The following is a 24,850-nucleotide window of genomic DNA, read 5'->3' as shown; positions in this document are numbered from 1 at the left end:
GAGAGCGGCGTACACGACGGACCGTACGGCGCGTCCGGACCACGATCTACCGCCACTCGGGCACTGCATGGTCCGCGCCGGTTGGTGGCGACTGACCGGCTGATCCCTGGGGGCAATAGTCCTGGAGCCAATGGAGCACAACAGGTCCGGAATGCCACCGGCTAACGTGATGTGCGACGAGCAGTCCGCGTCGACAGCGGACCGCGGGATGGCGAATGTGAGCAGCGACCGGGCCGACCGGGTGGCGGCGGCCATCAACGACCTCGCTCGGGCCGAGGGAACGCCGGTCTCGGTCCGTCACGTGTGCCAGGCCTGTGCCAATGCGCTGCACGCCAGCGGTGTCGCACTGTACGTGATCGGGGATCTCGGACTGGGCGAACCGGTCCACGCCACCAACCCGGTCAGCGAACGTGTCGCCGAGTTGCAGGTCACCCTGGGCGAAGGCCCTGCCGTGCGGGCACTTGCCGACATTCAGCCGGTGGCGGTGCCCGATCTGTCCAACCGTCAGGCCCAACGCGACTGGCCGATCTTCGCAGCGCAGGCGTGGTCCATGGGCGTTCGCGCGACGTTCGCGTACCCGCTGGCAATGGGCGCGATCGCGGTGGGCACTCTGGAGATTCATCGGGTTGTCTCGGGTGGATTGTCGGCCGCCGAGCGCATCGACGCGCTGCTGTACGCCGACGTGGCGATGCACCTGATACTCGACCGAGTGCACGACATCCCCACCCGGGCGGAGCACGAACTGTTCGCCAGCGAGTTCGGGATGCGGTGGGCCGGGGTTCACCAGGCCGCTGGCATGGTTTCGGTGCAACTGGGCACCGACCTCGTCACGGCCTTCCTGCGGCTGCGCGCATATGCTTTCAGCACGGGTCGTCGCCTGTCGGCGGTCGCCGATGACGTGGTGGACCGCAAGCTGCGGTTCGTGCCGGACCCCACCGGCGACGCCGGACCCGAGACCTACCCGTGAAAGCTCATTTCGGCGACGGTCTCGAAGACGACGCCGCTCCCGCACGGACGTGCCGGCGCTCTGGGGGCACCATGACCGCCTGGTCATCGACCGTCGAGCCGTTATGCGCCGCCATCGACCACGGCGACGGTTGACACCCAGTGCGTGCGCGCTGGTGTCCTGTGTTCCCCCAAATCGTGGAAAACCCGAACATTCTCGACTGCGGGATCGTTCACGTCGTGGCATCTGGTCTGGGCTCGCGATGTTGTCGTCGATGGTGACTGGTCCGATCGGCTCTGCGGGAGCAGTAGCGGCCACCAGTGCTGGACGCACCACTCTGCCCTGGCCCCGGGCAGCCTTGTCCATCAACCATGACGGCCAGGCTGCGGATCCAACCACCGCCGCAGTGGCTCACTGAACAGACAGCCCGCTCAGGGGTTGCAATCCGACAGCTGGCTGCAGCGGACGTCAGCCGCTCTCCTCGATTGTTCGGAACCACTCGATGCCGAGGCCGCTCTGGCGCTGGTCGGCGAGGCGGCGGCCAGGCATCGCTACGTGCGCACAGTGGGACCACGGACGCCGAGGCCGCCGTACAGTCCGCAGGACGAACGGTTCAGCGAGTTGGTCAACGCGGCCATCGACCGCGATCCTGTTGCGACGCAACGGGTGTGGAGACGGTCCGGCCGTTCGTGCTGCGGTACTGCCGAGCTCGACTCGGTGGGTCGATCGGTCGTTCGCATCGGCCGACGATGTGGTTCGAGAGGTGTGCCTCTCGATGGTCTCGGGGCCTGCCCGCGACTCTGCCGGACAAGCAACGCGAGATCGTGGTGTTGCGGGTCGTGGCCGGACTGTCCTCGGAGCAGACGGCCGATGCGCTCGGATCCACTCCGGGAACGGTCCGTGTGGCCCGGCATCGGCGCTGGCCAGGTTGCGCGAGCTTGCGACGCCACGGAACCCAAGCGCCGTGCGCGGGCCGGCGAGCGCGCACCCGCGACGCCGATCAGGCGATCCCGCAACACTTGTCGACCGCGAATGAATCGGGGGCGGCAAGCCTGTCGTCACTTGAGTCCATTGTGGATCGACAGGGCTCCGGACGGTGAACGTGAGGACACCTACGCCGGTTCTGAGCGCCCACTCCCGGGGGCAGGTGTCGAATGCCCCACTGGTGTCCTGTGGGGCATTCACGCAAAGCCTGGCTGTCTCACGCAATGGGCTTCCGACCGACGGCCTGGGCGACGAGTCACCTGACCATGCTGGAGCGCCACCACAGCCACATCCGCGAGCACTTCGAGGACATGCCCGAAATCCAGGACTGGATCTGGACACGATGACCGACACCGATGCGGCCGCCGCGGTGGCCGGCCTGCGAGTCATGGTCGTGCCAGCCGACGAAGCCGCCGTCATGGACCGTGAGACCCGAGCCCTGCTCGCGGGCGCATCAGTTCGACCTTCACCGGGCAGGTGGTCGTCATGTCCACCGCTCCGGCGACACGCACCACCGACACGTCACCGACGCGTGCGACATCGACGATGGTCGCGGCCAGGCCGGACCGTGCCCAGGCGGGGATGAGGCGTAGCTGATCGACTGACATGGCGGGTGCTCCTCTTGTCGCTTGCCGACACGAGGAGAACATCCCTGCGGTTGGCGAATGCCGACGACCGACCCCCGTGTGGCAGGGTCTCGACCGGACTCCAACGCTATTGCCACGGCGACCGATCCACCACCGCTGAACGACGGATCTGGAAGAACGCCCTGTTCGGGTGACTGTCCTCACCGGCTCAGGTCGACCGAAGGGACACGGTGCCAACAAGTCCATTCGGGACTGTCGTCGCCAGCGCCAGTGACGAACGCGGCGCCGGTCACCGCTGCGCCCGCCGGGCCGGGCGCTCACCGCCGGTCATGATCGCGGTGAGGTCGGCGGTTCCGTTGGCCACGGTGAAGGCCAGCGCGGACAGACGAAGGTTGTGCGAGCGGGCGTAACCGCATAGCGCGGTGAAGGCGTGGTCCATGTCCACGCCGGCGTGCGCGGACAGCACGCCCTTGGCCTGCTCGATGACCACACGGGAGTTCAGCGCGGTCTGGAGTTGTTCGACCAGAACCGTGTTGTCGTCGATGGCCCGTTGTTGCAGCATGCCGATGGTCGCCACGTCAGCGAGGGCCTGGCCCAGTTGCACGCTGGCCGGGTCCACGCCGTTCGGCTCGGCCTTGAACAGGTTCAACGCCCCGATCACATTGCGGCGCAACCGCATCGGCACCGCGTGCGTCGCGACGAACCCCGCGGCGACGGCGGCCGGGGCGAACCGGGGCCAGCGGGCCTCGTCGGCGGCCAGATTCGCGCTGTAGACGGGCAGACCGGTGCGGACACAGTCCAGGCACGGCCCGTCGTCGGTCTGCACTGCGAACAGCTCGACCAATCTGGCCTGCTCGGAGGAGGCCGCGGCCATCCGCAGCGCCCCTCGGTGATCGGACAGCACGACGCCGGCCGCGGCGACATCGAGCAACTCGACGCACCGCCCGACGAGCATGCTCAGGAACTCCAGCATGTCGAAGTCATCGACCAGGGTGTCCGCCAGTTCGACGAACACCCGTGCCAGCCGCTGTTCGTGATGGTCGTTCACCCGTGCTCCCTTCGCATCGCGTTGCTGTTCAGTTCTCGGTGTCCAGTAGCAGGCTGCGGTCGACGATCCGCCGGGCCACCACCGCGACGGCCAGTTCGTGGACGTAGGCGTAGGCCCGGATCCGGAGCAGTGCCGCCTGCACGCTGACACCGAGCTGGTAGCTGACCATGCCGGTGGCCTGATGGACCTCGGCGTGGATGTCGGAGATCCAGCCGACGTCGTCGGGAGCGCGCCCGGCGACCTCGGACAGCAGCGCCTCGAACGCCATCTCGGCCAGCATCAACGCGTGGGCGACGTGGTCGGAGCTCAGCGCGCCGGGTGTGGTGCGGTAGCAGTCCAGCGAGCCCAGGGCGATCGCTCCGAGAGTCAGTGGGAACGCGAACAGGGCGGCGGCGCCGATGTGCTGGGCGTCGGGGCAGAAGGCCGGCCAGCGGGCGCGGGCCGCGGCCAGGTCGGGCACGAGCACCGGGGCGCCGGAGGTGACCGCGGTCAGCCCCGGGCCTTCGCCGACGGTCAACTGGAGGTCCTCCAGTCGGGCGGAGATGGGGTCGCTGGCGTGCACCAGGCGCTGTTGGGCGTGGGCGGTGCCGGCCCGGCTGACCAGCGTCACGCCGACACCGTCGACCTGGAGTTCCCGCACCGCCAGCGAGCAGATCCGGGTCAGCGCGCCGACGGTGTGGTCGCCGTTGACCGCGAGCAGCGCGCGCAACCGCAGCCGATGGTTCTCGGTCACGGCGCCGCCCGTCCTGCCGCGGTGAAAGATAGTAGGCACTCACAGCGTCCACGTGCCCGTCTCGTCACGGGCCGCGGTCGGCAGATGCCAGGAGGATCAGCGTCGAGGCGACCGGGCGCGGCCGGCGCGCAATCCAGCTCAGAGTGCGCAGGTATCCCAAGGCCGGAGCCTCGTTCGTGGTCGGTGACCGCTGGGTGGCCGTCGCCGAGAGCAACGCCGTGGCGCCCATCCGCACCTCCTGATCGCACCGGGGCGAGCCACCAGTGGTCTGGGGTGGTCGGATGACACGATGTCGTAGACGACGCGGCCACACGCCGCGTCTGTCACCAAGACTCCCACAGTGGTGCCTGAGCGGGAACGAGCCGGGCCGGACGCCACTCAACTTCATCACAGTGGACCAGTTGGTGTGAGGAGCGGCGGCTCAGCCATCCAGGACCGCGGCCGCCGCCTGGGCCGAAACGCCGTAGCAGGCGGCGCAGAGGATCTCGCCGGTTGCGGTGTGGGTCGCGACCAGCACGCTGTGGCCCGAGCGGTCGCACGCCGTGCAACGGACGACCACCGGGAACAGCAGGCTGTGCAGCGTCGATCCGTGCAGTGGCGGATAGGAGAACAGCACCGGCAGGTCGTCGATGCCGACGCCATCGGGTCCCGGGACTGGTGACCGCTGCGACGGGACTTGACTGACGATCATGACCGCTCCTCCGACGTCCACCGGCGCCGCCAGGGGCTGGAGCAGCATCAACCAACCCGGTCGACGTTACGGCATTTCGCCTGGTCCGGCGACGCGTGCTCGCTGGGTGGCCGGGTGCACGACGAGGACCGGGCACGGGGCGTGGTGCAGCGCCGTCTTCGTGACGACGCCCGGATTCGACGGCCGACCGGCGGATTGGCCCCGACCGAGCACGATCAGGTCGGAACCGTCGCTGTTGGCGATCACCTCGTGCGGCAGCGTCCGCACCGTGGTCACCGTGGTCCGCAGTCGTAGGGTCTCCATCCGCAGCTTCTCGGCGAACACGCTGTCGTCCAAGGTGGTGGGCGGCTCCGCGTGAACGACTTCCATGCGCGCGTGATGGGAGGTCGCCATGGCGGCCGCGTGCTCCACGACGGTCACGTCGTCCCGGCCGCCGCTGACCATCGCGGTGACGCACCGGTTCTCACCGCGTTGGGCCGCGCCCCTGCCACGTACGACCAGCACGTCGCAGTGCGCCGCCGCAACTGTGGGCAGCACCGCCTCGCCGAGACCCAGTAGCCGATGCCGGTGACCCCGGCAGCCCATCACCACCAGGTCGCTGGTCGCACTCGCGTGCGCCAACGTCGACACCGGGTCGTCGGTCGCCGGGTGTAGCACCCGCAGCCGGGCGCCGCGCAGCCGTGCGTGTTCCGTTCCCCAGGACAGCGCGCGGTCGCCCCAGTACGAGCCGTCGGTGCCGACGGTGACACGTTCCGGCGCCGTGTCGGCGGGGACCTGACTTGTCATGGCTGGCTCGTCTCCTCGTGTCTGGTTGCCGCATTCGCCGTGTGCAGGCGTGATCACTTTTCCCTCGGCCAGCAACGATCGCCGGCCTCGTCACCCGTCAGCGAGCGACGCTCAACTCATTGGTGACGTGGGTGACTCCCGGTGTGAACCAGGCCGCGTGCTCGGCCTGCCGCCGTTCGGCGAGCGAGGACACGGAGCCGGTCAACCTGATCTTGCTGCCGGTGACGTCGATGTGGATGCGTCGCGCGTTCACCTGTGCGTCGCGCACCAGTGCCGCGGTGATCCGGGTCTTGGCGTCCGGCCCAGATACCTCGACGGTCGGCTTGAGAGTGATCATGTTGTGCACGCCGGTCACGCCGGGCAGCGCGGTCACGGCCTGCTGGGCGGCCTCACGCTGGTACTGCCAGGTCACCGCGCCGGACAAGGTGATCACGTGATCGTGCACGCTGGTCTGTACGGAGCCGCGCGGCAGGATCACGGTCAGATGGTCGAACACGGCCGCTGCCTCGCGGGCGAGGTCGCTGTCGTCGGGCACGTCCGAGGTGTGCCGCACCACCATCTCGTCGGCCACGGCCACGACGCCGTGTACCCGCATCGCCGCGTGCAGCGCGGCCTCGTGCTCGGGATAGGAACGCACGTCACCCGACAGCGTCACGGCGCCGTCGGTGATCGCCACGTCGATCCGGTCGGCGTCAACGCTCGCGGTCCACGCGAGCTCGTCCATGATCGCGGTCTTGAGCTGGCTGTCGTTCTGTAGCTGGGTGAACGTCATGTCCCCATCCTGTTCTCGATGCCGGGCATATCCCGGAGGCCTGCGCCTCCCCGGCACGGACCGTTCACGCGTCGGCGGCCCACGCGGCGTCCAGTTCAACGACGACATGGTTCACCGAGCCGGCTCGCGTGACGGTGCTGGGCCGGCCGCAGTCGCGCAGCACCCGCAGCATCGCGGTGTTCTCGACGAGCACCTCCGCCGTGAATCGCCGCAGCCCGGCCGCTTGCGCCAAGGACACCAGGTCCCGCAACAGAATCGTGCCGATGCCCTGGGTCCGCGCGCGGTGCGCCACGACAACGGCGATGTCCGCCGAGACCGAGTTCGAGGCCACCTCGTAGCTGGCCACGCCGACGAGTCGGTCGTCGACGAACGCGCCGATGGCCGCCCGGCGCGCGACGTCGCTGACCAGTCGGTCGACGAACTGTGGCAGGCGGGCGGGCCGAAGTGTGAAGAATCGGAGGTAGGTGTCGCGCTCGGAGAGGTCGTCGTGCAGTTCGCGCACGGCGGGGCCGTCCGCTGTGCGCAGTTGGCGGACCATCGGGACGGGGTTCATCGGGACGACTCGTGCCGGCGGGCGCTGACCTCGACCGAGCCGACGCCGGCGACCGCCTCGGCGATGACCCTGGCGACGTGACGGTCGGTCGCGTCATCCAGATCGTCGACGATGGTGACGGCGCCGTCGTGCACCGACACGGTCCAGTGGTCACGGCCACGGTAGGCGGCCAGATGGGACCGTACGGCCGCCGCGATCGACATGTCGTCTCTGGCGACCAGTTTCAGCAGGTCGTGCCGGGTGAGCACGCCGATGACGCCCATGGCGTCCACGACGGGGACGCTGCGGACCTGGGCGGCGAGCATCGTCCGGGCGACGTCGCGGACGTCGGTGTCCGGCGTGACACTGACGGCGGGCTTGGTCATCACCTCGTCGACGGTGGCAGCGGGCTTGCTCGCCGGGGGATCGACCAAGGGCTCCGCTTCCCGCCAGATGCGGCTGCGGCCGTCCGGCAGGATGCGGTCGCCCACCAGGTCGGTCTCGGTGACCATGCCGAGTAGCCGTCCGTTGCCGTCGACGACGGGCGCGGCGGTGAACCCGTTGGCCGACAGTATTTTCGCCGCCTCCCGAACGGACAGCTCGGGGTGCAGCGTCACCGCGGGGCTGCTCATCACGTCCTGTGCTCTCACGTCAGTTCCTCACAGCCCTGCCGTCGCGGGCATCGTCCGGGTTCCCGGGGCCGGGTGACCGTCTGGTGCGGTGAGGCCCCGGCGCGGCCATGCCCGTGTTCGGTCATCACTGTTCGTCGACGGCTGTCGCATCGGGGCTCCGGACGCCCATGTCACGAGTCGCGCGCATCCCACACCTCCTGATCACACCGGAAACGGGCCATCAGGGTCTCGGATGGTCGGAAACCTCACCGTCGCACAGTTCGGCGAGGCACGAAAGTGCCTGGCGCACCGGACATTCGGGTGGTCATCGGCCCGTACCGCCCGGCTGTGGTCGGCCGGACGGATCCCGTCGTCGGTAGGGTTTACTGGACCGAGCCGGGGGCGGGCACGGCCCGGTCGTACTCCCCGGCGCCGTTGGCGATGCGCGGCGTGGGCGCCGTCGTCTGCCCGGCCTGGCTCGCGGCCGCGGTCTCGCGGGCGAGGAACGAGCCGAGCTCGCCGATGGTGCTCATCAGCGGGGCGGGGAACACGACGGTGGTGTTCTTGTCCACGCCGATCTCGACCAGGCTCTGCAGGTTGCGCAGTTGCAGCGCGAGTGGGTGGGCGACCATGACGTCGCTGGCCTCGCCGAGCGCGGCGGCCGCGAGCAACTCGCCCTCGGCGTTGATGATCTTGGCACGCTTCTCCCGCTCGGCCTCGGCCTGGCGGGCCATCGCGCGCTTCATGGTGTCGGGCAGCTGGATGTCCTTGAGCTCAACCAGAGTGACCTCGACGCCCCAGTCCAGGGTGGCGACGTCGAGGATCTTGCGGATATCGAGGTTGATCTTGTCGGTCTCCGACAGCGTCTGGTCCAGGGTGTGCTGGCCGACGACCTTGCGCAGGGTGGTCTGGGCGATCTGGTCGATGGCCGCGTTGACGTTCTCGATCGCCACGACGGACTTCACCGCGTCGACGACCCGGAAGTAGGCGACGGCGGAGACGTCGACGCTGACGTTGTCGCGGGTGATGATGCCCTGGGACTGGATCGGCATCGTGATGATCCGCAGCGCCACCCGGCGCAGCACATCGACGAACGGGATGATCACGCGCAGGCCCGGTTCGCGGGTGCCCTGCACCCGGCCGAAGCGGAACAACACGCCCCGCTCGTACTGTTTGATGATCTTCAGCGCGGTCGCCAGCAGGATCAGCGCGACGACGACAAGGACGATGATGACAACGTTCATGGTGCACCTCGTTGTGGCGTAGGAGAAATCAGGGCGGTCAGTCGCGTCGCCGGCGGGTGGCGTAGACCGCCGCCTCGGTGCGGTGGGCGAAGCCCAGCTTGTGCGGGACCGACGAGACGTCGTTCTTCACCGTCTTCCCGGCCAGGTGCGGCTGCCCGGCGATCAGCTCCAGGATGCGGCGTTCCTGCGGCTCAGCGACGCGTAGCGCGGGTCCTGCGCGCCGCCACGGCGTCGCAGCCGGGCGAGCACGGTGGCCGCGACTCGCGGGGCCAGCAGCGACTCGCCGCCGACGACCGCGCGCACAGCGCCGGTCGGCTCGGTGCCCGTCACCTGCTTGAGCAGATAGCCCGCCGCGCCGGCCATCAGACAGGTCGGTGGCGGCTCGATAGACGACCGGATCTCCGGCAGACGCTCACACAGTGTCCGTCGGGCAACCGCACGTCGAGGATCGCCCCATCTGGACACGGCCTGGGGATCCGCGCCAGCGCCTGGGCCGCGGTCGCCGCCTCGCCGACGACGAGGATGTCCGGCTCGGTGTCGAGCAACGGCAAGATACCGCGTCGAACCACCTCGTGGTCGGCGAACAGGAACACGGAGATGACCATCGGCTGACCTCCGTCCGGCCGCAGCCGACGCGGTGTCGCTGACTTCGACTGTACGCCTGCGGAGCCAACGGCGCGCGGTTTCACTTTTCTTTTCCGGCAAGGTGATTGGCGTCTCGACACAAGCCGGGCGCTTCGGCGCCTGCCGGAATTGTGGGCGGGGGCGTCGTCTTGAGTCATCACCCGGAACGACCGAACAGAAGGAGTGAACATGACGACGATGACTCGCTATGCCGCCAGTGCCGTGGCGCCCGAGATCTTCGCCTGGCTCGAGTCCGCCCTGCCGTTCAGCGGACGGCGCCCTCACCATCTCCGCGAAGCGCGAGCAGGCCAAGCACGACGGCCAGCAGAGCGAGTTCCGTTATGGCGGCGTGTCCCGCACCGTGGCGCTGCCGGCCGCTGTCGAGGCCACCAAGGTGAGCGCGAGCTACACCAATGGCATCCTGGAGATCCACGGGCCGATCGAGAAGTCCATGTCGCCGCACCGGGTACCGATCTCGTTCAACGCCAACAAGTAGTCGGCTGGAGCCGCGACCATGCCGTGGCGCGTCACAAGGCCCGGGGACCAGTGTCCTCGGTCGGCTTGGGCGTCAGGTCCCCGACGGTGTCAACGGAACGGCCCATCGCACCGACAGGCCCGAGCCGGGCTCGGACCGGACGTCGAAGGCGCCGCCCGACCGCGTCGTCGTTCGTCCACATTGGCCAGTCGACTGTGCGGCTGGCCCGGCGGGACACCGAACGACTGCGGGCGTTCGACGAAGTCACACAGGTTCAGCGGTGCCGGCATGGCGTCGCCGACGGCCACCGACGTGCGTGTTCCGCCGTCGTCGAGCGACTCCAGCGACGGCGTCGAGCAGTCGGCGTGTCCTGCTCCGCGGCTCCGCTACCGTGGCTCTCGGGCCTGAAGTCAGCCTGTCACTTCGATTTCGGTTCAGGCGCGGCGCATCCGATCGAGTAGTTCCGGCAGTGCGACGGTGGCCACCGCGATCGTCGCGTCGCTGGCGCCGTAGGGAATGACCACGGTGTCGCGGTGCAGCAGTCCGCCGCAGGAATAGACGACATTGGGCACGTAGCCGTCGCGTTCGGTGGCGTCCGCGCTCAGCAGTGGTTCCGGCAGCGCGGCGAGCACCCGCTCGGGATGGTCGAGGTCGAGCAGCATGGCGCCGATGGAGTAGACCCGCATCGGGCCGACGCCGTGGGTGAGCACCAGCCAGCCGTGCTCGGTCTCGATCGGCGAGCCGCAGTTGCCCACCTGCACCAGTTCCCAGTCCCGGGCCGGGGCCTGCAGCGTCTGCGGATCCTGCCAGGTCTGGATGTTCTGGGATGTCACGATGCTGGTGCTCTCGGCGTCGCCGCGGGACAGCGCGACGAACCGGCCGCCGACACGACGCGGAAACAGCGCCATGCCCTTGTTCCGGGCGGCCGCCCCCGTCATCTGCGAGACGTCGAAGGTGCGGAAGTCCCGGGTGTGCAACAGTTGCGGTGTCACCGCGTCACCGTCGTACGCCGTGTAGGTGGCGTAGTAGGTCGCTGTGCCGTCGTCGTGGACGAACCGGGTGAACCGCGCGTCCTCCATGCCTTGGCACTCGGCAGGACCGGTCGGCCACAGCACGCGTTCGCTCAGCCAACTGTCGTCGGGAAATTCCGTGACGTAGTTGTTGGCGGCGATCCACCGGATCTGCTCGATCGTCCGGTACGCGCTGGGCCGTGACACCAGCCGCGGGTGCAGTTCGTCGAGCACCTCGTCGAGTTCGGCCGTGGTGAACCGTTCCGGCAGGCGGCGGCGCAGCACGACGCGGATCTCGTCGTCGTGGCCGAAGTCGAGGAGCTTGCCGTCGAACAGCGCCCGCTCGTAGACGGGAGGACGGGACCGACCGACGGTGAGGAAACGGCGAGGCGGGTCGAAGCGTGGTTGACCGTCCGCGCCGATCACGCCGGTGCGGAAACCGATCGAGGACAGGTGCCCCTCGCCGATGCCCCGCACGCTCAGCACGAACCGCAGCTCGCCGTCGGCCAGGCCGGACTGGTCGGGGTGAGTGACCATCGACGGGTTGCACAGCGCGGCGGCCTCCACCGCGTACTCGTGGGTGAAGTACGCGCCGATCAGTTGCCGGCGTTGCGCTGACACGTCCAGCCGCTTGTCGAGGCGGTGACTGACGATGTCGAAGTGCTCGGCGAAAGTGTCCGCCAGACGTGGATGGCGCCCGGCGAACAGCCGCGTGGTCCGCAGCAGCGTCTCGGTCACGGTCTGCTCGTCCATGGCCAGCACGCGCCGGATCACGGCGGCGGAGCGGCTGTCGTGCTCGGGTCGTTCCTCACCGGGGATGAACAGTTTCGTGATCACCCGGCGGGGGTGGGGCAGCAGCCGCAGCGGCGTGCGGACGGCCAGGGCGGGGTCGAGGCCCGGTGAAGTGGTCAACGGAGCTCCTTGGCGAACTGTCGATGGTGCTGAAGGGTGGAGATCAACGCGAGCGTCGACTCCGCGCCCTGGTTCTCGTTGCGGCCGAACCGGTGCAGCCCGTCGTAGCCGCCGCCGGTGTGCGGATCGTGCAACGGGATGCCGGCGTCGTTGTCGCCGAGGAACCAGTCGCCGGCCAGTCGGCACCCGTCGGCCCACAGCTGGTCGCCGGTGACGGCGAACGCCCTGGCGCAGGCGTCGGCGACGGCGGCGACCTCGATGGGTTGCTGGTCGAACGCCGGGCGTGGCTCGCCGAGCTGCCAGCCCCCGACCGGGACGGGCGACAGGTGACCGCCACGGGTCTCCACGGTCAGCAACCAGTCGAGCAGCCGCAGGCCGCGGGCAAGGATCTTCTTGTCGGCAAAGGCGTTGCCGGCGGCGATGAGCACCTCGGGCAGCAGCGCGTTCGCGTAGTACAGCCGGTGTTCGGGCCAGGGCCATTCGGGGTCCGGACGCGGACCGCCGATCACGGCGGCGGCGTCCGCCAGCAGCGCGATGGCCAGTCCGTGCGTGGGTCGGTCCACCAGGACCTCGGCGGCGCCGAGCGCGGCGAAGGCCATCGACCGCGCCGACGGCGGGCGGTGCGCGGCGCTCGCCTCGAAGCGGGCCAGCGCGGTCTGGCGTACCCACGGAGCGGGGCCACGGGCCACAGCGGTGCCCAAGGCCCACAGGGCACGGCCCCACCAGTCGCCCAAGCCCGGCCCGTCCTCCCAGCGCCGGTCGTACCCCAGCCGGTTGTGAAAGCGCCCTTCGGTGTCCTGCGCGTGCACGACGAAGGCGAGATAGCGCTCGAGTAGGCGGACCACGGCGTCGGATGGCTCGGTTTCGCGGCACAGCACCACCAGTCCGCGTGCGACGTCGTCGAGGCAGTACCCGTGCCCACGACGAGGGAGGGGGCCGATGGCGTGTTCGTGCAACCCGGTGTCGTCGCTGAGGCGGTAGAGGTGCTCGTAGCTCAGCTCGAAGCCGGTCACACCGGCAGGTCGGTACGGGACGCGACCAGGCTGTCCGCCAGCTCCCGGTACCGTGCGGCCACTGCGGGCCAGCGCAGACTCGGGGCCAGGCTCGATGCCTTGGCCGCCATACCGGCCGCCAGGCCGGGCTCGGCCAACACCCGCAGCAGCGCGGCCGTGATCGCCTTGGGGTCCCGGTGCGGGACGAGTAGACCGGCGCCGCCGGAGAGCAGTTCGACCGCGTGCGGGAACCGGGTGGCTACCACCGGGCGCCGTGCCGCGACGGCCTCGATGAGCACACCGGAGGTGACCTGTTCCGGCGAGTCGTAAGGCAGGAGCACGACATCGGCCTGCCGGACCAGCTCGGCCAGCGCCGCGTCGTCGCGATAGACGGAGTCGAACTCCACCATGTCCGCCACGCCGACCACGCCGGCCTGGGCGATCAGGCTCGACCGGTACGCCTCGCCCTCGTGCAGCAACACCTGCGGATGGGTCTGACCCGCCACCAGATAGCGCGGCGGCGGGGTGAGCCCACGCAGCCCGGCGATCGCCGGGATCGCCCATTCGATGCCCTTGCCCCGGCCCAGCAGACCCCAGGTCAGGATCATCGGTCGGCCGCCGGCCTGCCCGGAGGTGCCGCCGGTGTGCTTGGCGGTGACCGCGCCGTGCGGGATGACGACGAGACTGGCGGGCTCCGGCACGGTGTAGCCGTCCAGCAGCCGGTGCGCGGCGGTGTCCGACATCGTCACGACCGCGTCCGCGTGGGCGACGACCTCGTTGAGGACCCGTCGCTGGTTGCGGGTGGGTGAGCCCAGCACGGTGTGCAGCACCACGATGGCCGGGACGCGCAGACCGGCGAGCACCTCGATCACGTCCTCGCCGTCGGGGCCGCCGTAGATGCCGTACTCGTGTTGGACGATGGCGACATCGGTGCGGTTCAGCGCAGCGGCGGCCGCGTTCGTGCCGCCGGGCGTGCCGTTCACCAGCTGGTGAACGACCTCGGGTCGGTCGGACGGGGACGGGGCGTGGACCACGCGCACGACGTCGTTCGAGCCCGTCGACCATGGTGTGGTCAGATGCCGACGTAGCGCGGAGCTGAACGTGGCCAGGCCGCACTGTGTCGGCGGATAGGTGCTGAGGAAACCGTAGGTTCGAGTCATGGATGACCGGCCTTCCAGAGTGGGGCGCGGCGTTGATGGCCGCACACGGGTGGAACCTGGATCAACGCGATCCGGCACGGGCTGGTCAGGATGCGAGCACGCTGACGACGACTTTTCCGCGGGCGTGTCCTCCTTCGATGTGGTGGAGCGCCGCCGGCGTCTCGGCCAGCGGGTAGGTCCGGTCGATGACCGGGGTGAGCTTGCCGTCCTCGATGAGAGCCTTGAGCACGAGCAGGTCCCGGTGGTTCGGGGCGGAGAGGAACCGGCGCAGCGTCTGCCGGGTGAATGGCGACAGCACGAGCGGCGTGACGAGGCGGGCCATCAGCCTGATTCCACGCACCCCCGTGCCGCTGTTGAGCACCAGGGTGCCGTTGGGCGTCAGTGCGCGTCGGCAGTCCGCCAGGGTGTGGTTCTCGACGTTGTCGAGGATGAGGTCGTAGCGCTGGGGGCCGCGGGTGAAGTCCAGTTCGGTGTAGTCGATCACACGGTCGGCGCCGAGCAGGCGGACGATGTCGCGGTTCGCGCTGCCACAGACGCCGGTGACGTCTGCGCCGAGCGCCTTGGCGATCTGCACGGCGAACGTGCCGACGCCGCCGGACGCGCCGTTGATCAGAACCTTCTGCCCTGGTCGCAGCCTTCCGGCGGCGCGCAGGCCGTGCAGGGCCGCGACACCGGAGGTGGGCGCCGCCGCCGCTTCCTCGAACGTCAGGCTCGCCGGCTTCGGCGCCAGCTGGTCCTCGCTGGCGCGCGCGTACTCCGCGCAGGCGCCATGGCACGCCCCGAATACCTCGTCGCCCACTTCGAATTTCTCAACGGCGTCGCCGACGGCCTCGACGCGCCCCGCGACGTCGATTCCTGGCACGCCGTATTTGGGCTTGAGCAAGCCGCTCGCCATTCGCATCGGCAGCGGCGCGCCGCGCACGCCGAAGCAGTCGCCGATGTGCAACGCGGCTGCGTGCACGCGCACCAGCACTTCTTTGTCGCCGACGACGGGCCTGTCGACGTCCCTGACGTGCAGTGCGTCGGGCGGTCCGTATCGGTCGTGGATGACCGCCATCATCTTCGGTGCGGTGACGGCGTGCTCCGTGTGCGCGGCAGGGGGAGTCGGTTGCGGGCCTGCGGGCATGGGGCACCTTGTCCTTTCGTCGGATGAACAATCCGTCACCGGAGCGCCAGACCCGTTGCAGACCGCGTCGCCGCGTGTTGTGAGAACCGGACCGCGACGCGCCGTCGCTGAAGCGCGCACTGCGTCCGACCGGAGGCCGTTGACCCGTCAGCGCCAAGCCCGGTCATGAAGAAGCCGACTCGCGGCCGCCACCCGCAGGAGTGTGGCCCTCACGCCACCAGGGGCCCGAGCGACACCCTCACCCTACGCCTTGTGGGCAACCCCCGTCGGCCGCCAACCGCCGCCGATGGTCGTTCACGTCCACAATGGACCGTCGGATCAACGGAAACGGCACCTCGAAGTCCATAGCGGACAGTGCGGAACGCGGCCCGCCTCGGCGGCGGCGCTGAACCCCGCGATTGCGGCTACACTCGGGCCAGGTGTCGTTCGGACCCCGCGACAGCCGTCCCTGATGGCAGGCCTGTACGCAGTGATCGCCGCACTCGCCGAGGTCGGCCGATTTTCGCGTTCCCGTGAGAGCACGAGACCCAACACCCGTTCGCCCCGATTCGGCGGGACTCGCGCCACGCCGGCTCCGCACCGGAGCTCGCCCGAGGGAGGGGAGCGGCACGATGGCCGCAGCAGTCGAACTGCCGTTCACGATCGGCGTCGAGGAGGAGTTCCTCCTGGTGGTCGCGGCAACCGGACGCGTCCTGCCCGCGGCACCTGACATGCTGCGTCTGCTCGACGGCGAGCCGGCCGTCGAGGCCGAGTTCATGCGGTACCAGATCGAGACGGCGACCGCCGTCTGCGCGGGGCTCGGTCAGGTTCGCGCCGACCTGGGCCGGCTGCGCGCCCTGCTGGCCGCCGCGGCCGATCGTGTCGGCTGCCTGCCCGTGGCCAGCGGTGTGATGCCGTTCGCCGGACGGACCGGGTCGTCAGCGGTCACGGACCGGCCACGCTACCGGGCACTCGCGGCGCGGTTCCCGGAACTCGTCGGCAGTGCCGGGACGTGTGGCTGTCACGTCCACATCGGCCTGCCCTCCCGTGAACTCGGCATCCAGGTGTTGTCCCGCCTGCGGCCGTGGCTGCCGCAGCTGCTGGCGATCAGCGCCAACTCGCCGTATGCGCTCGGCCGGGACACCGGATGGGCGAGTTGGCGGCATCCTCTGTGGTCGCGATGGCCGACTGCGCGACCGCCGGAGATCTGGGCCGACGCCGACCAGTACGACGCGTCGGTGCGGACGCTCGTGGCCGGCGGCGCCGCCATCGACCCGCGCGGCGTACACCTGTATGCCCGCCTGTCGCCGAGATATCCGACGGTGGAGATCCGGATCACCGATGTGTGTCTGTCGGTGGACGAGGCCGTGCTGCTCGCCGGCCTGGTCCGGGCGATGGTGGCGACGGCCGTCGAAGAGTTCAGCGATGGGCGGCCGGCGCCGCCCGTGCGTACGGAGACGATCAGCGCCGCATTGACCGCTGCTGCCCGGTACGGACTTGACGGCCCAGGTGTCGACGTGGTCGCCGGCGACGCCGTGCCACAGCGTGTCCTGTTCGAGCGCTTCCTGGCGCACTTACGGCCGGGCCTGGCGGTGACGGGCGACGGTGACGAGGTGGGCCGGCTTGCCATCGGCGTCGCCGTCGCGGGCACGGGTGCGGACCGGCAACGTGCACTGTGGGCAGGCTCGGCGACTCCCGGGGAGTTCGTGCGGGCGCTCGCCGCCGCCACAGTGGAACGGATTTCGCCGGAACTGTTGGCAGACGGGGACGTTCGGTCATAAGGTGAGGTATCCTCGGCGTGGCAGGAAGATGATTGCGGCGGTCATGCGGCTTTCTTTCTCCCGCCGTTGCCGATACACGCTTGGCAACTCGTGCTGCCGATGTCCCGCGACCTTCACGCGTTGTTTCCTCACCTGGCTGAACTCTGACCACGAACTCGCCGCACTTTCCGGGAACGCATCGCGGTGTCGAGTGTCGCCGACCTCCGGATCGGCACCGAGGTCGTCGATGGAGGTCGATCACCCTGCGGGCCACCGTCCGATGCCGCAATGAAACTACGGAGGGGTTCGCCGCGTCGGTGGACATCGCCGTGGCCGCCCAGCGGTCTCTTGCTGGGAGGCGGTGGTAACGGCGGTCGCCATCTGAAGGTAGGAGCGGGCGCTTGCCGGGTATACCGCCGGGAGATCGAGCGGAGCGGGGTGGCGGATTGGTTGCGGTTCGGATCGACGAGTTCCAGCAGCGGCATCACTGGGCGGGCTTCGCGCTTGCGGTCTGCTACAAGTTCGTCGACGACCAGGGTTACTACTTGGCCGCGTTGCTGACGTACTACGGATTCCTGTCGCTGTTCCCGCTCCTGTTGCTCCTGGTGACCATGCTTGGCTTCGTCATGCAGAACGACGACGCGCTGCAGCAGCAGGTGCTGCACTCGGCGCTGGTGGATTTCCCGGTGCTCGGACAGCAGCTTGTGTCGAACGTGCATTCTGTGCAGGGCAACGTCTTCGCTGTGGCGTTCGGCTCGGCCGCCGCGCTGTACGGCGCGTTGGGAGTGGCCGGCGCCGGCCAGGCCGTGCTGAACAAGATCTGGGCCGTGCCGCGGGTGCGCCGGCCCGGACTGCTGGGTTTCTATGTCCGGGGGCTGCTGCTGTTGGCCACGTTCGGCCTCGGTGTGCTGCTCACGACCGGGTTGACCGGGGTGACCACGGTCGCCTCGGACCTGGGCTCGAACGACGTGGTCGTCGCCCTGTTGGCCAATCTCGGCGCGCTCGTGGTCAATGTGCTGCTGTTCCTGCTGGCGTTCCGCGTCCTGACGGCACGAGACATCACGCCGGGGCAGTTGCTGCCCGGGGTGATCGTGTCGACTGTGCTCTGGCAGGGGCTTCAGATCGGCGGCACCTATCTGCTGGAACACGAGCTGCGGGGGAGTAGCGCGATCTACGGTGCGTTCGGGTTGGTCATCGGGCTGATGATCTGGCTCTATCTCGGGGCGACGGTCGCTGTGCTCGGCGCCGAGATCAACGCCGTGCGTGTGCTGCGGATGTGGCCGCGCAGCCTGCTGGCCCCCTTTGTCGGCGACGCGCCGCTGACGCCGGCCGACCGGCAGGCGTATGCCGCGTACGCCCGCACGGAGCAGATGGTCAAACAGGCACGCATCCGTGTGCGATTCCCGCGGAGAGGACGGCAGAAGCATCAGCGGGATAGCTGACTGTGGCGCCTGGTGACAGCGGACCGCTGGTGGTCGGCCGCTGCTGGCAGCGGCACGGTCACGCTGCTGGCCGTCGGGGGTCCACTTACGGCGCGATCTCCGAGCGGGCTTCGATGTGGTCGCTGAACTCGACGCCATCGGCGATGAAGGCGTACCCGCCACGAGATCGCTGAGGCCGTCGGCCGCAACCTCACCCTGCCTGCACGGACCCTGCCCGCCGAGGAATTCGGCGGGATGCTCGTCCTCCCAGATCAGCACCACCGCCATGCCTGCCTCCAGCACTATCACCCAGCAACTCCTGGACTGGAAGCCCGCCCACCCCGTCCTCATCGAGGACATCGAACACGGCCGCCACCTCAGCTGACCGATCCACACGTCGACGGCGCGTACCTTCGTCGACCTCGACCTGACCACGCTCCGCCGTCTGGACGGAACTCGACCTCGACGTGCACGGCGCCATCCCCGTTGCGGGCTTCTGAGACCACCTCGGTGTTCGTTGCTGTCGCGATCACCGCGCCCCGAGTGGTTCCGCCGAGGCGCCGCGGACCAGGATGCCCGCGACGGTGAGCAGCCGCGCGGGGCTGTCCGCGTTGCCGCGCTCGCCGGCCTTCATCAGCGCGTCGTGGGCGTCGTTCTCGGCCGCGTCGGCAGGCGCCACGAGCAGACTGATCCGCTGATGGCCGTCGACGTATCCCGTCCTCGGCGCTTTGGGCCTGAGCCTGAGTCTGAGCTGGTGCGCGCTGTGCAGCCGCGAGCCCGACGTCATGTCGGAACTCCTGTCCCGGCCACCGACGGCCGATGCGGCGAACGCCGAGGACGGCGCCGGCTTGGCTGCCAGCGCGCGGAGAGCTCTCAGCCCGTCCAACCCTACGCCCTGCCCAGCGGGGCCGGCAGGCTCAGCGACCGCTACGGCTGTGTTAGCCTTCGATCGGCTGTCATCGCTCACCATCGAGAATGTCCTTGATTACCAACGACATCCTGGTTTCGAGCGTTTCGCCAACGGATCACGCCGAGGCCCCGTCGCGGGCCTGCCGGCGGTCCTCGCAGCCCTCCCTTCACGCCAGCCTCGGCCCGTTGCCTTCGCCGCCCGTCGAGATCCGAACACCGAACACAGGACGGCACGCGTTGATATCGTTCATCTGGTCGCCAGGCAATCCACTGCCCGCCGGTACCGGCGGCTCGGAGAACTACACCGTCGGCCAGGTCCGAGAACTGACTCGGCGTGGTGTGCCGGCGCAGGTGGTCACGGTCGGCCTCGGCACCGACGACGGCCGGGACGACTTCGTCGACATCCCCTTCCTGTCACTGCCGACGTTGGCCGCAGTCGGCGCGCTCGACGGCACCGTCGTCTTCGTCAACGAACCGCACCCGGTGCCCACCAGACGCCCCGCGTTCCTGATCCTGCACAACCCACCGCCGATCCGGGAACAGCACCGGGCGTTCGCCATCGAGGGGACCAGAGACCGCGCACTGATCGCCACCAGCCGGTACGCGGCCTCGCTGTGGTCGAGCTACCTGGACGTCGACGTGTCGACGATCAACGTCGTGTACCCGTTCGCGGAGCCGTGTTTCGCCGCGCAGGCCCGACCGGACAACCGGACCGGGACGACCCGCGTCCTGTTCGCGGGCAGGCTCAGCCCGGAGAAGGGCATCTACACCCTGTTGGAAACCCTGCACATCGACGTCATCGAGCAGGACGTGGCACTCACGTTCACCGCGACGACCGCGGGCGCGGACAAGCCGCAGGGAAAGATCATCGAGCGGTTGCTCCGGGAACATCCCGCGATCACCGTCGTCACCACCCGCAGGACGCCGGCTTCGATGGCGGCGCTGATGACCGAGCACGACATCGTGGTCATGCCGTCCAACAGTCAGTACTGGCACGAGACCTTCGGCATCGTCTCGATCGAGGCCCAACACTCCGGATGCCGGGTCATCGCGTCCGACGACGGCGGTCTTCCCGAGACCGACTGCGGCGGGGTGCTGCTCATCGCTCCGGACAACGCGGAAACGCTCGCATGGGGTATCCGCGCGGCCATCGACAGCGGGCCGCTCTCGCTGAGCGCGAGACGGTACGCGGGGATGCGGTTCACCGTCGAGCAGTCCGTGGACACACTGCTGACGGTGTTCGCCCAGCCGCAGCCGAGCCCGCCGGCGACCATCATCCGGCAGCTCGAGGAGCTCATCCTGGCGCCGTCGGTCGAGGCGGCGCACACCGTCCGCGTGCCGACGGGGACAACGGCCTGATCGGCACGAACGGCCGTCGTCGATGGGCGGCCGTTGCCTGGTCACCGCAGCTTGAACGGGAACCGGTCGCTACGAGTTCAGTCGGGCCGGATGGTGGGCATCCCGGCCGGCGCCGGCAGGTCCGTGTCCAGGTCTCGCGGACGTGGCCACCAGGCGCCGGCGACGGAGTCGGTTGTCAGCGTTCTGGGTCTGGATCCCGCCCCGGACGACTGCTGCGCCACCGGATGCCAGATCATGCTCATGTGTGGGCCCGACCTCATGCCGAGCTCCTGTACCCGATCGCTCGGCGACCGTGACGGGCTGACGCCGAGAACCGCGTCGACGTGACTGCCGACGCGCGAGGTGCTCTCGGTATCAGCAACGCTGTCCTGTGGGGTTCCAGAAGTCGGTCCACGCGTCCGACCTGCGGCAACGAGCACGCAACGGGCAGGGCATGATCGCCGGCCATGGCGCTGCGTCTGCTCTACCTGATCTTCCTCCGGCTAGTGGGCCTGCTGGTGCTACTCGGCCGCGCGTCGGCGTCCAAGGACATCGAGTTGCTCGTGTTACGCCACGAGGTCGCCGTGCTGCGCAGAACAATCCGAAACCTCGCCTGGACTGGGCCGACCGGGCGGTACTCTGTGCGTGCCGAAAACTACGTCCATGCAGGTCAAGCGGCATGTCGATACTCGTGGATGACTCCGCCGAGACGGTCCAGCCGGCATACGGTGAGGCGTTCGATCTGGTCGGGCTCAAGGGGCTGGGGTCGGGCTCGCAACGGTGCCGCGGCGGCAAGTGAGCGGTGGGTCCGGTGCTGGTTGTAGTGCCGCTCGTACTCACGCAGCGCGTGCCGGAGGTGAGTCTCGTTCCAGCCTTAGTCCAGGGGTGAGAAACTGTTGGCGGACAACCACTCCTGGTACAGCTCGGCGGCTCGACGGGGTTGCCCGGCCTCGGTGTGACAGATCGCCGTCTGCATCGTGAGCAAGTCCGAGTTGTAGTGGTCCCGAGGAGTGGCTGTCGCCGCCGGCGACGGTCTTCGCCGTGACCACCTCGCCCTGGTCGCGCAGTTCAGCGGTGACCCGCGGCGATCCGTAGGTGCCGTCCGAGTCCTTGTGCGCCTGGGTGATCTTCACCTCCAGGTCGACACGGCCCTGCTGTCGCGGCGTCAATTTGCTGCCGTGGTCCGTTTGACGTGCGCGTAGTAGCCAGACGTCGACACGCCCAGCAGCCGCGCCATACGCCGCACCGAAAAGCGTGTGCCCTCCGGTGAGATGTCGTCGGGGCCAGCGTACTTGGCCATCAGAGCGAACCGTGCTGGTTCTTCTGCGTCGCGGCAAAGTACGCCGAGGCTTTACCAGGAAGGCGTTGTTCGTCTCCAGTTCCGCCGCGTGGCGGCGTAGGCGCAGCAGCTCGGCTCGCTCGGCCGCCTCAAGAGGGTTTCCCCGTGGACTTCACCTCGTAGCTTGGTCACGCGGTCACAGCCACCGAACTTCGGCGTGATGGCCGACGACCGTACGCCCAATCCGATGTTCTGGGTGTACCGCAGTCTGATCGCGACGATCGGCCGACACTTACGGACACCGTCAGCGCCGATCATGGACAATGTGATTCGTATTCTGGACAATTTGTCGTGCCGCTGTTGATCTCTTGTTATGGTGCAGATAGCGTATTTGCGCGTCGTAATTCGCCGAATAATGGAGAAATCAATGCGGAACCAGAGTGGTCGACGGCGTGGCACAGCGATTCGCCGAGTGCTGGTGGCGGCGGCCGCGACAACGGTCGCGGCCGGATTGTCGGCCGTGGTGACGGCGGCGCCGGCTTCGGCGTTCAACTGCGGGCGGCCCGTCACCCTGCCCATCAACGAGAAAACGCAGGCCCAGGTGGACAACTGTCCCGAGAACGGGGCCGATGCGTGGCTGTGGCTCTATAACGGCAGGACCGGGGATCTCGCGTACTCCTCAGCCACGGTGACGTTCAGCAACGGCACTCAACGGACGATCACGAATCCCACGGGTGACAGCAAGACTTCCTCGCAGAGCTTCTGGGGGACCGGGCACATAACGAAGGTCGACCTGTGCTTCTGGGACATCTGGAACAGCTCGCGCGACACGTGTCAGTCTTATTCGATCTGAGTGGCGACGGGCGGTGAAGCCGAACATGGGGCTTCACCGCTCGATTTCTCAGGTCGTTCCGGTGTTCCTGTTCCTTCACGCCGCCCGTCTGCTGGAATCCGAGCTCGGCCGCCCTGGCCTGCCGGCCGCACCGCGGCTGAGGATGACCGATCTGGCGGCTGCGGCCAGCTGGTCCCCGCAGCGGCGTGTCGCATGCGGTCGCGCGGATTGAGGACGCGGGCTAGGTGCGGTGCGAATCCTGGGACGCTGGCAACGGCCGCGCCATAGACACGGTCCTGACCGACAGGGGGCCTTGGCATGTTCGCAACGGCCAACTCCGTGTACCCCGTGCATTCGTGACCCCGTCACCGGCGACCAGCTTCAGGATCTGCCGGCCGTGAGCACGGCGCTGCTGCCGATGGCCGACGCGGCGGCGGCCCTCGCGGCCCCGACGGATGCGCAGGCCTGTCACAGCGCAATCTGCGACGCCGAGCTGAACATCGTTGACGCCGACTGGGCGCGTGAGCTGAAACGACGGCCCTTGGCAGGAGTACCTGCCACCGCGGCGCGGAGCGGACTTATGAGGCCGCGTACTTCGCCCCGGACGAGGCGACCTTCAGGTTCTGATCCGGGAGCGACCGTTGCCGCCGTCAGTGGCCGCGGCGGCAACGGCACCACGAGATCGTCCTCTGTGGATCCTCACGCAACCGGATCTGGTGGCTCCGGCTGGAATCCGACGCTGCGGGCGGCGATGATCGCGCAGGCCTCGTCGACGTCTGAGTTGTCGCCGCTGACGCCGACCGCGCCGACGATCACGCCCTGGCCGTCGCGGAGCAGCACGCCACCAGGCGCGGGCACCACCTTGCCGCCGGTGGCGGCGGCCAGGGCGTTGAAGAACTCGGGAAACCGCCCGGCCGCGCCTGCCACGCCCCGTGAGCTGAAGCCGAGGCCGAGCGCTCCCCATGCTTTGCCCGTGGCGATCTGCGGCCGGGCGATGCCCGAGTTGGTCTGCCGGTACAGCACGACCGTGTGTCCGCCCGCGTCGAGCACGGCGACGGTGAGCGGGGCGGTGTGCCGGCCCGCGCCCTCGGCGAGGGCGGCGTCGGCGAGTCGCTTGGCCGTGTCGAAGGTCAGCATCGTCACGGGTTGATCAGCCCGTACAGCATCTGGGAACCGAAGTCGGCCCAGATCGGGTCGCGGTGGTGGGGATGCTGTGCCTTGACGAGCTCGGCGTACTCGGCCGCGGTGCCGGCATCGGCGTGGGCCTTGGCCGCGAACCTCAGCCAGTCGATGCCTGACCGGGCCGCCGCCTTGGGATCGGTGTTCTCGCCGTGGCCGGTCAGCACCATGTCCACGTCGGTGCGGGCGCCCAGCGCCTCGAGGAAGGCGATCCAGTTTTCGGCGTTGTGCTTGTCGCCGTGCACGAGGAACAAGTGGTGACCGGGGGCGGCGGCCATGTCGGTCGGGGCGACGACCCGGTGGTCCGGGAAGGTGATCACCGCGGTGGCGTCCGCCTCGGTGTCGACAACCTCCTGGACCGACAGGCGCAGGTCGCTGAAGGTAGTCTCGCCGACCTGGAGCGTGTGGGTCGGCTGGACGGCGCGGGCGGCGATGACGTCGCCGAATGCGGCGCGGCGGGCGTCCAGGGTGGGCTGCGCCCACTCGGCCATATAGTCCCGAACCGACTGCAGCGCGTGGATCTCGGCCGCCGGGAATGCCGCGGACAGCACCTGCAGGCCGGAGTAGTGGTCGGGGTGGTTGTGGCTGATGATGATCCGGGCCACCGGCTTGCCGATCTCCCGGAGCAGGTTGGCGACCTCCTCAGCCAGCGGCAGCAACAGCTGGGCGTCGATGACCGTCAACTCGGTCGCGGTCTCCACGATGTGGGTGTTGACACGGAACCCCGCCTCGGGTGCGGTGAAGGTGTGAAAGGTCGTGTCGCCGCGGCTGAAGCGGGTGATGGTGCCGGAGTACGTGCTCATGGCGTCCGTCCTCTTGTGTGAATGGAACTCCGCGATCGTCGGCGGTGGCGGGGACGTCAGCCAGAGGCTGTCGAACGTAGGGTTGACAGCACCACGATCGGGCCGGCCGGTGCGAGT

The 24,850-nt window shown here is 69.0% G+C and carries 24 protein-coding genes and 2 pseudogenes; 8 read left to right on the top strand and 18 right to left on the bottom strand.

The window, feature by feature from the left end; all coding sequences use genetic code 11:
• The first annotated feature begins 241 nt into the window (after positions 1 to 241).
• The 3 genes and pseudogenes from AB0M73_RS16725 (at position 242) to AB0M73_RS16715 (ending at position 2,277) form a co-directional block, all read left to right on the top strand.
• Positions 242 to 967 (top strand): GAF and ANTAR domain-containing protein, encoded by a 726-nt coding sequence (locus tag AB0M73_RS16725; protein WP_363891491.1) that lies wholly within the window; start codon positions 242 to 244, stop codon positions 965 to 967.
• Positions 968 to 1,746: 779 nt separating this feature from the next.
• Positions 1,747 to 2,046, top strand: a pseudogene (locus AB0M73_RS16720) (sigma factor-like helix-turn-helix DNA-binding protein); the annotation flags it as partial.
• Positions 2,047 to 2,154: 108 nt separating this feature from the next.
• Positions 2,155 to 2,277 (top strand): hypothetical protein, encoded by a 123-nt coding sequence (locus tag AB0M73_RS16715; RefSeq protein WP_363891490.1) that lies wholly within the window; start codon positions 2,155 to 2,157, stop codon positions 2,275 to 2,277.
• Positions 2,278 to 2,346: 69 nt separating this feature from the next.
• On the opposite strand, the gene AB0M73_RS16710 is transcribed toward AB0M73_RS16715, so the two are convergent.
• The 10 genes and pseudogenes from AB0M73_RS16710 to AB0M73_RS16665 form a co-directional block, all read right to left on the bottom strand.
• On the bottom strand, positions 2,347 to 2,538 hold the full coding sequence (locus AB0M73_RS16710; RefSeq protein ID WP_363891489.1) for a hypothetical protein: 192 nt from the start codon (positions 2,536 to 2,538) through the stop codon (positions 2,347 to 2,349).
• Positions 2,539 to 2,806: 268 nt separating this feature from the next.
• The gene (locus AB0M73_RS16705; RefSeq protein WP_363891488.1) at positions 2,807 to 3,565 is read right to left on the bottom strand and encodes a GAF and ANTAR domain-containing protein; all 759 of its coding nucleotides are present in this window, start codon (positions 3,563 to 3,565) and stop codon (positions 2,807 to 2,809) included.
• 28 nt (positions 3,566 to 3,593) lie between these two features.
• Complete coding sequence (locus AB0M73_RS16700) at positions 3,594 to 4,298, bottom strand: GAF and ANTAR domain-containing protein (protein ID WP_363891487.1); 705 nt, start codon at positions 4,296 to 4,298, stop codon at positions 3,594 to 3,596.
• 421 nt (positions 4,299 to 4,719) lie between these two features.
• Entirely contained in the window at positions 4,720 to 4,989 is a 270-nt protein-coding gene (locus tag AB0M73_RS16695; RefSeq protein WP_363891486.1) for a hypothetical protein, read from the bottom strand.
• Between the two features lie 66 nt (positions 4,990 to 5,055).
• A complete protein-coding gene (locus AB0M73_RS16690; protein ID WP_363891485.1) occupies positions 5,056 to 5,775 on the bottom strand; it encodes a universal stress protein in 720 nt (239 codons plus the stop codon).
• A 97-nt stretch (positions 5,776 to 5,872) separates the two neighbouring features.
• On the bottom strand, positions 5,873 to 6,547 hold the full coding sequence (locus AB0M73_RS16685; protein WP_363891484.1) for a BON domain-containing protein: 675 nt from the start codon (positions 6,545 to 6,547) through the stop codon (positions 5,873 to 5,875).
• Between the two features lie 64 nt (positions 6,548 to 6,611).
• Complete coding sequence (locus AB0M73_RS16680) at positions 6,612 to 7,100, bottom strand: GNAT family N-acetyltransferase (RefSeq protein WP_363891483.1); 489 nt, start codon at positions 7,098 to 7,100, stop codon at positions 6,612 to 6,614.
• Complete coding sequence (locus tag AB0M73_RS16675) at positions 7,097 to 7,729, bottom strand: CBS domain-containing protein (RefSeq protein WP_363891482.1); 633 nt, start codon at positions 7,727 to 7,729, stop codon at positions 7,097 to 7,099. Before AB0M73_RS16675 ends, AB0M73_RS16680 begins: the two co-directional genes overlap by 4 nt.
• Before the next feature lie 344 nt (positions 7,730 to 8,073).
• Positions 8,074 to 8,934, bottom strand: a complete 861-nt coding sequence (locus AB0M73_RS16670; protein WP_363891481.1) for a slipin family protein — start codon at positions 8,932 to 8,934, stop codon at positions 8,074 to 8,076.
• A gap of 37 nt (positions 8,935 to 8,971) precedes the next feature.
• Positions 8,972 to 9,539 (bottom strand): annotated as a pseudogene (locus tag AB0M73_RS16665) (response regulator transcription factor).
• 227 nt (positions 9,540 to 9,766) lie between these two features.
• On the opposite strand from AB0M73_RS16665, the gene AB0M73_RS16660 reads away from it, so the two are divergent.
• Positions 9,767 to 10,054 (top strand): Hsp20/alpha crystallin family protein, encoded by a 288-nt coding sequence (locus AB0M73_RS16660; protein ID WP_363891480.1) that lies wholly within the window; start codon positions 9,767 to 9,769, stop codon positions 10,052 to 10,054.
• A gap of 413 nt (positions 10,055 to 10,467) precedes the next feature.
• On the opposite strand, the gene AB0M73_RS16655 is transcribed toward AB0M73_RS16660, so the two are convergent.
• The 4 genes from AB0M73_RS16655 to AB0M73_RS16640 form a co-directional block, all read right to left on the bottom strand.
• Positions 10,468 to 11,955, bottom strand: coding sequence for a glycoside hydrolase family 130 protein (locus AB0M73_RS16655; protein WP_363891479.1), 1,488 nt, complete (start codon positions 11,953 to 11,955; stop codon positions 10,468 to 10,470).
• On the bottom strand, positions 11,952 to 12,968 hold the full coding sequence (locus AB0M73_RS16650; RefSeq protein WP_363891478.1) for a hypothetical protein: 1,017 nt from the start codon (positions 12,966 to 12,968) through the stop codon (positions 11,952 to 11,954). Before AB0M73_RS16650 ends, AB0M73_RS16655 begins: the two co-directional genes overlap by 4 nt.
• A complete protein-coding gene (locus tag AB0M73_RS16645) occupies positions 12,965 to 14,107 on the bottom strand; it encodes a glycosyltransferase (RefSeq protein WP_363891477.1) in 1,143 nt (380 codons plus the stop codon). Before AB0M73_RS16645 ends, AB0M73_RS16650 begins: the two co-directional genes overlap by 4 nt.
• An 85-nt stretch (positions 14,108 to 14,192) precedes the next feature.
• The gene (locus AB0M73_RS16640; RefSeq protein WP_363891476.1) at positions 14,193 to 15,167 is read right to left on the bottom strand and encodes an NAD(P)-dependent alcohol dehydrogenase; all 975 of its coding nucleotides are present in this window, start codon (positions 15,165 to 15,167) and stop codon (positions 14,193 to 14,195) included.
• 677 nt (positions 15,168 to 15,844) lie between these two features.
• Between AB0M73_RS16640 and AB0M73_RS16635 the strand changes: the two genes are divergently transcribed.
• Entirely contained in the window at positions 15,845 to 16,993 is a 1,149-nt protein-coding gene (locus tag AB0M73_RS16635; RefSeq protein WP_363891475.1) for a glutamate--cysteine ligase, read from the top strand.
• 425 nt (positions 16,994 to 17,418) lie between these two features.
• Positions 17,419 to 18,414 carry a YihY/virulence factor BrkB family protein gene (locus tag AB0M73_RS16630; protein ID WP_363891474.1) on the top strand — a complete coding sequence of 332 codons (996 nt, stop codon included), beginning with the start codon at positions 17,419 to 17,421 and terminating at the stop codon, positions 18,412 to 18,414.
• A 508-nt stretch (positions 18,415 to 18,922) separates the two neighbouring features.
• On the opposite strand, the gene AB0M73_RS16625 is transcribed toward AB0M73_RS16630, so the two are convergent.
• Positions 18,923 to 19,180 carry a hypothetical protein gene (locus AB0M73_RS16625; RefSeq protein WP_363891473.1) on the bottom strand — a complete coding sequence of 86 codons (258 nt, stop codon included), beginning with the start codon at positions 19,178 to 19,180 and terminating at the stop codon, positions 18,923 to 18,925.
• 359 nt (positions 19,181 to 19,539) lie between these two features.
• Between AB0M73_RS16625 and AB0M73_RS16620 the strand changes: the two genes are divergently transcribed.
• A complete protein-coding gene (locus tag AB0M73_RS16620; RefSeq protein WP_363891472.1) occupies positions 19,540 to 20,661 on the top strand; it encodes a glycosyltransferase family 4 protein in 1,122 nt (373 codons plus the stop codon).
• An 815-nt stretch (positions 20,662 to 21,476) separates the two neighbouring features.
• On the opposite strand, the gene AB0M73_RS16615 is transcribed toward AB0M73_RS16620, so the two are convergent.
• Positions 21,477 to 21,773: a transposase gene (locus AB0M73_RS16615; RefSeq protein WP_363891471.1), complete on the bottom strand. Its 297-nt coding sequence runs from the start codon at positions 21,771 to 21,773 to the stop codon at positions 21,477 to 21,479.
• Positions 21,774 to 22,391: 618 nt separating this feature from the next.
• On the opposite strand from AB0M73_RS16615, the gene AB0M73_RS16610 reads away from it, so the two are divergent.
• Positions 22,392 to 22,772, top strand: a complete 381-nt coding sequence (locus AB0M73_RS16610; protein WP_363891470.1) for a hypothetical protein — start codon at positions 22,392 to 22,394, stop codon at positions 22,770 to 22,772.
• Between the two features lie 678 nt (positions 22,773 to 23,450).
• On the opposite strand, the gene AB0M73_RS16605 is transcribed toward AB0M73_RS16610, so the two are convergent.
• Both AB0M73_RS16605 and AB0M73_RS16600 read right to left on the bottom strand, forming a co-directional pair.
• Positions 23,451 to 23,888, bottom strand: a complete 438-nt coding sequence (locus AB0M73_RS16605; RefSeq protein WP_363891628.1) for a heme-binding protein — start codon at positions 23,886 to 23,888, stop codon at positions 23,451 to 23,453.
• Between the two features lie 2 nt (positions 23,889 to 23,890).
• Positions 23,891 to 24,733 (bottom strand): MBL fold metallo-hydrolase, encoded by an 843-nt coding sequence (locus AB0M73_RS16600; RefSeq protein WP_363891469.1) that lies wholly within the window; start codon positions 24,731 to 24,733, stop codon positions 23,891 to 23,893.
• Between the last annotated feature and the right edge of the window lie 117 nt (positions 24,734 to 24,850).

It is taken from the genome of Kutzneria sp. NPDC051319, assembly GCF_040682195.1.
Taxonomy (GTDB): domain Bacteria; phylum Actinomycetota; class Actinomycetes; order Mycobacteriales; family Pseudonocardiaceae; genus Kutzneria.
This window is presented reverse-complemented; position numbering and strand designations above follow the sequence as displayed.

Excerpts from the sequence above, each read along its gene's own strand:
- AB0M73_RS16660 (WP_363891480.1), top strand. The coding sequence starts at position 9,767 with ATGCCGCCAGTGCCGTGGCGCCCGAGATCTTCGCCTGGCTCGAGTCCG.
- AB0M73_RS16640 (WP_363891476.1), bottom strand. The coding sequence starts at position 15,167 with ATGATGGCGGTCATCCACGACCGATACGGACCGCCCGACGCACTGCAC.
- AB0M73_RS16625 (WP_363891473.1), bottom strand. The coding sequence starts at position 19,180 with ATGACGTCGGGCTCGCGGCTGCACAGCGCGCACCAGCTCAGACTCAGG.
- AB0M73_RS16670 (WP_363891481.1), bottom strand. The coding sequence starts at position 8,934 with ATGAACGTTGTCATCATCGTCCTTGTCGTCGTCGCGCTGATCCTGCTG.
- AB0M73_RS16605 (WP_363891628.1), bottom strand. The coding sequence starts at position 23,888 with ATGCTGACCTTCGACACGGCCAAGCGACTCGCCGACGCCGCCCTCGCC.
- AB0M73_RS16680 (WP_363891483.1), bottom strand. The coding sequence starts at position 7,100 with ATGAACCCCGTCCCGATGGTCCGCCAACTGCGCACAGCGGACGGCCCC.
- AB0M73_RS16695 (WP_363891486.1), bottom strand. The coding sequence starts at position 4,989 with ATGATCGTCAGTCAAGTCCCGTCGCAGCGGTCACCAGTCCCGGGACCC.
- AB0M73_RS16690 (WP_363891485.1), bottom strand. The coding sequence starts at position 5,775 with ATGACAAGTCAGGTCCCCGCCGACACGGCGCCGGAACGTGTCACCGTC.
- AB0M73_RS16710 (WP_363891489.1), bottom strand. The coding sequence starts at position 2,538 with ATGTCAGTCGATCAGCTACGCCTCATCCCCGCCTGGGCACGGTCCGGC.
- AB0M73_RS16685 (WP_363891484.1), bottom strand. The coding sequence starts at position 6,547 with ATGACGTTCACCCAGCTACAGAACGACAGCCAGCTCAAGACCGCGATC.
- AB0M73_RS16715 (WP_363891490.1), top strand. The coding sequence starts at position 2,155 with ATGGGCTTCCGACCGACGGCCTGGGCGACGAGTCACCTGACCATGCTG.
- AB0M73_RS16600 (WP_363891469.1), bottom strand. The coding sequence starts at position 24,733 with ATGAGCACGTACTCCGGCACCATCACCCGCTTCAGCCGCGGCGACACG.
- AB0M73_RS16635 (WP_363891475.1), top strand. The coding sequence starts at position 15,845 with ATGGCCGCAGCAGTCGAACTGCCGTTCACGATCGGCGTCGAGGAGGAG.
- AB0M73_RS16645 (WP_363891477.1), bottom strand. The coding sequence starts at position 14,107 with ATGACTCGAACCTACGGTTTCCTCAGCACCTATCCGCCGACACAGTGC.